The organism is Cyanobacterium sp. T60_A2020_053, from assembly GCA_015272165.1.
Classification (GTDB): Bacteria; Cyanobacteriota; Cyanobacteriia; order Cyanobacteriales; family Cyanobacteriaceae; genus Cyanobacterium.
In genome coordinates, this window is the sequence record JACYMF010000061.1 from 46369 (window position 1) to 53822 (window position 7454).

Sequence of the window (7454 nt, forward strand, 5' to 3'; positions counted from 1 at the left end):
GATATTTAATTTACAAACCAAGATGGATGAATAGATTCTTTACAAATGCGTCTTACCTTAAAACGGATTGATAAAACTGGGAAAATTGCTCTTGAAAGACTTTAACGCTATATTTTTCAGCATTGAGACGACATTGATAAGGGTTGAATAAGGATTTTTTTTCCTCAAATATCTTGACTGCTTCCATTAGAGATTCCTTATTTTGTTCTTTAAATAATACACCTGTACCATTTTTTGGATATTCTCGAATATCTAACACTGTTTCCCCAGCGCCCCCCACCGCATAAGCAATTACAGGTGTACCACAGGCTTGAGCTTCCACTATGGCAATACCAAAATCTTCTAACGCCCCATACACAAAACAACGCGCTTTTGCTAAATAATATTTCATGGTGGCAAAATCAACGCGCCCTAAAAAAGTAATGTTACTTTTTGCCATGGATTTGAGGGAGTTATATTCACCACCATCACCGATAATTAGCAATGGTTTGCCCAATTCGTTAAAGGCTTCTACTAATAAACTAACTTTTTTGTAGCTCACTAATCGACACACTGTAATGTAAAAATCTTCTTTTTCCACCTGTAAAGGAAAATCATCCACCGCCACAGGAGGATAAATTACCGTTGCTTCACGCCCATAACAGCGCCCGATGCGCTTGGCGATGTGGTGAGAATTAGCAATGAAATAATCCACTCGATGACTAGAAATTACATCCCATTGCCGTAGTTGATGTAATATGTAACGAGCTACAAAACTTTTAAAGCCTTTACCGCTATCCCGTAAATAATCAAAAGTTAAATCCCAAGCGTAACGCATGGGGGAATGGCAGTAACAAATATGTACTTGATAAGGAGTAGTAATCACTCCCTTAGCTACAGCATGGGAGGAAGATATAATGACATCGTACCCTGTTAAATCTAACTGCTCAATAGCTAAAGGAAAAAACGGTAAATATTGCTGAATGTGACGGGCGCTGGAAGGCAAATGCTGTAGAAATGTTGTGCCAATTTTTCGCTTATATAAATAGCTATTAGGATTAGTGGATTCAAAGTCAATCAAAGCATATAAATCAGCAGAGATAATGTTTAAAATTTCCTTAACTACTAATTCTGCACCCCCTGTGGCATAGGGGGTTAACCATTCATGAACTAAAGCCGTTTTCATGCCTAAAATTCGTCATTACTAGACTGATTATCTCTCTTTGAGCCTAATAAGTCTAAACGATCTACTTTAATAACAGGTTTAGAACGATTAGCGCCAGTACTGCGATCGCTCCAAGTCTCGATTTTTAAACTACCTTGCACACCAATCAAACTACCTTTTTGAGCGTAATTGGCAGCAATTTCTGCGGTTTTTCCCCATAATTCTAATTCAAACCAATCTGGTTGATCATCTTTTTTGCTGACACGATTAACTGCCAAAGTCAGCCGACATTTGACACTTCCAGAATCAAAGTAACGAACTTCAGGACTTGAGCCAGTGCGCCCTACCAAATGAACTAAATTTAAACCCATAATTTTTCTATAGACTCCCTAACTAGATTATTTGTATTATAGTCTCATATTTTGCCTGACTCCGTAACATCAGTAAAATAATTTTCATGACTTATAACTGACCGTAATAGATTTATGAGTTTCTGAAAAAAGTTTGATAAAGAAATGAAGATATTGTTTAGAGTGATTAATTTCTTCTTCTTCAAAATTAAAATCTTGAAATAAACTATAAAAATTTAGATATTCCATATCATAAACGATTCTTACTTGTTCTTTTTGCCATAATAAGTCGGCAGTAAGTCTTAAATCAATAGCTTCGGCGATACTTTTTTGAGCATCAGAAACCTTGAACTTTACTAAAAATTGAGGACGTAACCATAATTTTTTTCCTTTAGAAATATTATCAATAACTTGACAAGAGAGAGAATAATCAAGTACATCTAAACAAACAATTTGACTAGGAATAAAATCACTCACAAGTTTATAATTAGGCGTAAAAACAACAATAACTATTGAATAGTAATTGATAATGAATAATTCAAACTTTGTCCTTTTGACGGGTTTAGCTAGAAAATAATTCTTGCCAATCCATAGATTTAGCTTCCGCTTGAGCGACAATTTCCAAAATACGATTATTAGTTTCAGGATAGAATAATGACTCAACACAAACTTCTGCTACTTTTTGACGAGGAATTGAGCCTTCAAATAATGTATCAGCGCCCTTCACCACCACAGGATAATTATTTTCCTCATTTTTTAGCCCTCCCGGTCTAATTATGGTATAGTCCAAGCCACTGGAAATTAAATATTTTTCTGCTTGTTTTTTCCAAAATAAGACTAAACCAAATAAATTGAGAGGATGGAAAAAGCGCGACACACATAAAGAAGTTACAAAAATAAAACGTTTAATTTGAGCGTCTTTAGCGACATTAATTAACTTTTTGCTACCCTCATAATCCACTTGATAAAAAACGGTCGGATTAAGCTCAGGGGTTGCCCCTGTAGCGCATATCACCGTATCACAAGTTTTCACGGCGGAAGCATAGGTTTCTGGTTTTAACACATCACCCACCACTAATTCTACTTCTAGTGGTAATAATTCTTGGGCTTTTGCCTTATCTCTGACTAAGGCACAAACTGAAATATTTTTTTTGACTAACTCGGCAACAATTTTTTTGCCCGTTTTCCCTGTGGCGCCCGCTACAAATACTTTCATTCTGAATATATGACTAACTAAATTACTACTTTTATCATAAAGCAGTAACTCATCAATTAGACTTTTCCCACAATTAGGATTTTTGCACTGTGAAACAGGCATCTTGCCTGTATTTCTGAAGAAGTCTATTAAGATATATTTTTTGTCAATTCTTTCACCTAATACCTGACACCTGAAACCTCCCCTCACCAAAATACTTTTTCATCAAACCCTATTTAATCTTGGATATATTCTTCCCCTGTTTTGAGAGCAATCTCTGCTCGCATAAATTCTCTGCCTAAATAACCAGCATGATCTAACATGGTGACGGGCGCTGGTTTAGTTTTTTCCAATAATTGAATACAAATCTCTTTGGCTGTTTTTCCTGTAAACACACGATTAGCCTGTCGTACTTTTCCCCCTTTACAAGCAATAACTTCCCCAGTGTCAGGATCAACAGCTAAACCTTGATCATTGATGGCATTGGTATAATGTTCAGCACAAATTAACTGTTTTTCTCGATCTACATAAATTATAAAGTAACCTTCAGGGTCTAGTTCAATGAAACGATTAGAAAGGTGATTATCTGAAGTTGATAATTGTAATAATTTAGTCATCTAATTTTTTCTCAAAACTTTTCTAGTTTTGGCGAGATTTATTAATTTCTCCCTTTTTCTGTAACTATTTTAACCAAATTTTCCTGAAAGATTGTCAATATTACAAATATTGGCATATAGCAATAATAAATGAGTTGTGAAAATTATTTTATCCTAAAAGGCAAGAGGCAACGGGGATGGTATCTTCAATGTTTTTTTTAATAATTCATTTTCACGAATGATTTAAGACTGCTATAGAAGTTCCATTAATTTTTTAGTCAATGTAATTGGTGGATTAATTGCTTATAGATGGCAAGATAAAAAACTGAAATTACAATGGGAAAAAGAGGATGTAAACTCATTTCATTATCAGGATTAGTAGTTTAAATTGATAATTCAAAATACATAAAAATACATTGGAAAGAGATACCAGTTCCTTCTCGTTCATAGCAAAATTCACCAATGTCAGAAATCAAATACTTTTTTATTAATGCCCCACAGGGGGAATGAATAGCTTAGTAAATTTAGTTACAATTACCCAAGTAATATTAATTAATACATTAGAGAATGAAGAAAGTTTTAACTCGCAAATTGACAGGATTCTTATTAGTGGGTATTTTGTTATCTAGTTGTAGTGCAGAACAAACCACCACTAATAATGATAATGCTGAGAGTTCCAGCGCCCCTCAAACCGGCGAATCATTTTTACGACTAACGGCAAATGGAGAAGATTTTGTCAGAGAAGGTTTTGTCACTAAAGATGGCTGGAGCATTGACTTCGACAATGTTTACGTTACTATCAATAATGTTACCGCTTATCAAACCGAACCGCCTTTTAATGCTGAATCAGAAGATGAACTACAAGCTACCGAATCGGTAACACTTGTCAGTAGCCCTACTGCCATTGATTTAAAATTAGTTAACGAAAGTAATCCTACCGTATTAGTAACCGAAGTACCAGCGCCCCCCGGCACTTACAATGCTCTTAGCTGGGAAATTTATAACGAACCAGATAATCCAGAAGCATTGATTTTAAAAGGAAAAGCCACCAAAGATGGCGAGACAGTGGGCTTTTCTCTTAGTTTCCCTGTCAATATTAGCTACAGCTGTGGCGAATTTGTGGGAGATGACAGAAAAGGAATTTTAGAAGAAAATAGTACAGCAGAACTAGAAATGACCTTTCATTTTGACCATATCTTCGGAGATGCTGAGTTAGATGCCGAAGATGAATTAAACCGAGGGGCGCTGGGATTTGCACCCATGGCACAACTAGCAAAAGATGGAACTTTAGAAGTAAATTTGGAACAATTACAACGTAGTTTAACCCCAGAAGAATACGAAAAGCTCGATAAAAGTGTCTTATCATTAGGTCATGTTGGAGAAGGCCATTGTCGCATGGATAATAAATAATGAACAATTGATAACGGACAACGGATAATTGATAATGAAAAACTGTTAATTAGGGTCTGCTGAATAAACTCAGAAGTGTTGATTCATAAGGGTTAAGACATATTATAAGCATCTAAAAATATCCAAAATAACCCTTTTTTTTAATAAAAATGCAATTAAAACACAAGATTACAGACACTACACGAAGATAGTAAAACCTCATAATTGTCAATTATCCATTGTCCATTACCCTCACCGCCTCCACAAATTGAGAAACCCTAGTGGGGTCAATAGTTTCTTGAATATTACCATGACGTTTTAAAGAACTAGCCACAATTACCCCATCAGCGCCCGTCATCAACTCAGCAATATTATCCACATCAGCACCACTACCAATCAAAACAGGCGTACCTCTAACAGCCTGTTGTGCCGACTTTAAATCATCTAAACTAGGAGGTAAGCCCGTTGCACCGCCAGAAATAATCACCCCATCCGCCAACCCCCTTTCTACCGTATCTTGAACCGCCGTTACCAAATCAGCCCCCACTCCGAGGGGATAAGCGTGTTTAACCAACACATCCGCAAAAATTGCCACATCCTGCCCCAATTCACGCTTATATCGCTGTAACTGTTGAGCCTGACCTTCAATAATACCTTGATCCGTCACCATAGCGCCCGTATAGACATTAACCCGAATAAACTTAGCCCCCACACAAGAAGCGATAGCCATCCCCGTCATACCATCATTACGGAGAACATTTAAACCAATTGGTAACATCACTAAATTCATAATCCGATCTACAATCAAAGTCATGGCACTAATAACAGCTGGATCAACTTGATTTTTAGCAAAAGGAGCATCAAAAAAATTTTCCACAATAATACCATCAACTCCCCCAGCTGCTAAAGCAGTTGCTTCCTGTTCAGCCCTTTCCATAACGCCGTGTAAATCGCCATTCCAACGAGCCGAAGTGGGTAAGGGCAATAAATGTACTACCCCAATAATGGGATTTTTCTTGCCAAAGATTGTTTCAGTTATCATAAAAGTTGAGATAAAATTTCCTCTGTGAGGAACTGTAATATAGTTTTTTTATTTTCTTCGCAAGTTATCATTTTAATGGTGCATGGCAAAAGTGCCAAATTAATTAAGCGCAATTGACAATGGATAATTGATAATTGATAATTGATAATTATGAGGTTGATCATTTCACTGTCGTATCCATTATTTTGTTTTCTTAAACAATGAGGATTTTGCAGGGTGAAACAGGCATCTTGCTTGTGTTTCTGAAGATGTCTAATGCTCTTTTAAAAACTCAGCTACTTGATGAAATTGATTATATTCTGCCAAACTTTCTGCCGTATGCCCTTGATTATTACGATGATCAATGTTAATACCTTTTACTTCAACTAATAATTTAACACCTTCTAAATGTCCTCGGTGAGCAGACCACATCAAAGCGGTGCCTCCCCCTTTATCTACTAAATTTACATCAGCACCATATTGTAATAAACAACGAATCATATCCAGATTATTTTGATCGCACATTTTCATTAAAACTGTTTTACCATCAGCCAAACGAGCGTTAGGATTAGCGCCCTCCTTCAAAAGAATATAGATAATATCAAGATAATTATTAACAGTGGCGATACTTAAAGGCGTTTCTTGGTGATTACTATGATTAGGATTGGCACCATATTTCAATAATTCTGCCACAATTTCTCCATGCCCTTGTAAACAAGCAATGAATAAAGGAGTATCCTTTTGTCGATTAATTACATTCACCAGCGCCCCTCTTTTTAGTAATAACTTAACTAAATGAAAATGTCCCTCCAAACAAGCTAAATGAAGTGCAGTTTCCCCATCAATATCCTGTAAATTAACATCTGCACCCTTATCCAACAACATCGTGACAATTTTTATATTGCCTTGCCCACAAGCATTCATTAAGGGGGTAAAATCATCTCGATTACCTCGATTAACGTCAATATCTTGATTTAATAAAGTTTTAACCAAAGAAGTATTATTGTAGTCAATGGCAGTATTTAAAGCGCCCTCCCCCGTATAAAAATCAGCCCCCTTCTTAACTAAAAATGACACAATAGAAGCATGATTAGCCTTGATAGCGAGGTATAAAGGATTATCACCATCCAAATCTTGGTGATTAATAGAAGCACCAGCATCAACTAACATTGCCACTATTTCCCCATAACCTCGATAAGAGGCAATCATTAACGGTGAAGTATCATCATTATTAGTTAAATTAACATCAGCACCATATCTAATGAGCAACCGACATATATGGTTGAGGTGAAGGGCGCTGGCATAAAGCAAAGGTGACATTAAATGAGGATGATTACGAAAATTAACATCAGCACCCGACTTTAACAACAACTCCACCATCGAGAAATTTTTGCGCCACACTGCATAAATTAAGGGAATATTGTGCCTATCATCAACAACATTGACATTGCAGTCCTTCAGTAGCAATGACTGAACTAAAACCAAATTATTTTCCTTAACCGCCTGATGTATTGTTGCAAGAATATTCATAAAGTCAACCACATAAGCCCAGAATGAGATGCAAACATTAATATTTTCTTTGAGTTGTCTATATATTAATCTATCATGACCATTAGGAAGTGACAGAATCATGATTTACGGTGGAGGGCGCTTGTCCTTAATCGAATTCTCCAAAAATAGAATTTTGCATCGTAGTTCGTTCGGGCTTCTAGCCCGAATAAATTAGTAGGGTGAGCATCGCCCACCAAAACCAGAAGAT

Annotated in this window: 8 protein-coding genes; 1 reads left to right on the forward strand and 7 read right to left on the reverse strand. The window is 36.2% G+C overall.

The window, feature by feature from the left end; genetic code table 11:
- Window positions 1-52: 52 nt before the first annotated feature.
- From IGQ45_09070 to IGQ45_09090, 5 genes are all read right to left on the reverse strand, one after another.
- Window positions 53-1165: a glycosyltransferase gene (locus tag IGQ45_09070; GenBank protein MBF2057358.1), complete on the reverse strand. Its 1113-nt coding sequence runs from the start codon at window positions 1163-1165 to the stop codon at window positions 53-55.
- Between the two features lie 2 nt (window positions 1166-1167).
- Window positions 1168-1515, reverse strand: coding sequence for a single-stranded DNA-binding protein (locus tag IGQ45_09075; protein ID MBF2057359.1), 348 nt, complete (start codon window positions 1513-1515; stop codon window positions 1168-1170).
- Window positions 1516-1599: 84 nt separating this feature from the next.
- Window positions 1600-1971 (reverse strand): hypothetical protein, encoded by a 372-nt coding sequence (locus IGQ45_09080; protein ID MBF2057360.1) that lies wholly within the window; start codon window positions 1969-1971, stop codon window positions 1600-1602.
- 85 nt (window positions 1972-2056) lie between these two features.
- Window positions 2057-2710 (reverse strand): SDR family oxidoreductase, encoded by a 654-nt coding sequence (locus IGQ45_09085; GenBank protein MBF2057361.1) that lies wholly within the window; start codon window positions 2708-2710, stop codon window positions 2057-2059.
- A gap of 215 nt (window positions 2711-2925) precedes the next feature.
- Complete coding sequence (locus IGQ45_09090; GenBank protein MBF2057362.1) at window positions 2926-3306, reverse strand: DUF4346 domain-containing protein; 381 nt, start codon at window positions 3304-3306, stop codon at window positions 2926-2928.
- A gap of 546 nt (window positions 3307-3852) precedes the next feature.
- On the opposite strand from IGQ45_09090, the gene IGQ45_09095 reads away from it, so the two are divergent.
- Window positions 3853-4695: a DUF4382 domain-containing protein gene (locus IGQ45_09095; GenBank protein ID MBF2057363.1), complete on the forward strand. Its 843-nt coding sequence runs from the start codon at window positions 3853-3855 to the stop codon at window positions 4693-4695.
- Window positions 4696-4906: 211 nt separating this feature from the next.
- Here IGQ45_09095 and IGQ45_09100 read toward each other — a convergent pair whose 3' ends face one another.
- Both IGQ45_09100 and IGQ45_09105 read right to left on the reverse strand, forming a co-directional pair.
- Window positions 4907-5716 carry a BtpA/SgcQ family protein gene (locus IGQ45_09100; GenBank protein ID MBF2057364.1) on the reverse strand — a complete coding sequence of 270 codons (810 nt, stop codon included), beginning with the start codon at window positions 5714-5716 and terminating at the stop codon, window positions 4907-4909.
- 252 nt (window positions 5717-5968) lie between these two features.
- On the reverse strand, window positions 5969-7225 hold the full coding sequence (locus tag IGQ45_09105) for an ankyrin repeat domain-containing protein (protein ID MBF2057365.1): 1257 nt from the start codon (window positions 7223-7225) through the stop codon (window positions 5969-5971).
- Window positions 7226-7454: the final 229 nt, after the last annotated feature.

Excerpts from the sequence above, each read along its gene's own strand:
- IGQ45_09070 (MBF2057358.1), bottom strand. The coding sequence starts at position 1,165 with ATGAAAACGGCTTTAGTTCATGAATGGTTAACCCCCTATGCCACAGGG.
- IGQ45_09095 (MBF2057363.1), top strand. The coding sequence starts at position 3,853 with ATGAAGAAAGTTTTAACTCGCAAATTGACAGGATTCTTATTAGTGGGT.
- IGQ45_09075 (MBF2057359.1), bottom strand. The coding sequence starts at position 1,515 with ATGGGTTTAAATTTAGTTCATTTGGTAGGGCGCACTGGCTCAAGTCCT.
- IGQ45_09105 (MBF2057365.1), bottom strand. The coding sequence starts at position 7,225 with ATGAATATTCTTGCAACAATACATCAGGCGGTTAAGGAAAATAATTTG.
- IGQ45_09085 (MBF2057361.1), bottom strand. The coding sequence starts at position 2,710 with ATGAAAGTATTTGTAGCGGGCGCCACAGGGAAAACGGGCAAAAAAATT.
- IGQ45_09100 (MBF2057364.1), bottom strand. The coding sequence starts at position 5,716 with ATGATAACTGAAACAATCTTTGGCAAGAAAAATCCCATTATTGGGGTA.
- IGQ45_09090 (MBF2057362.1), bottom strand. The coding sequence starts at position 3,306 with ATGACTAAATTATTACAATTATCAACTTCAGATAATCACCTTTCTAAT.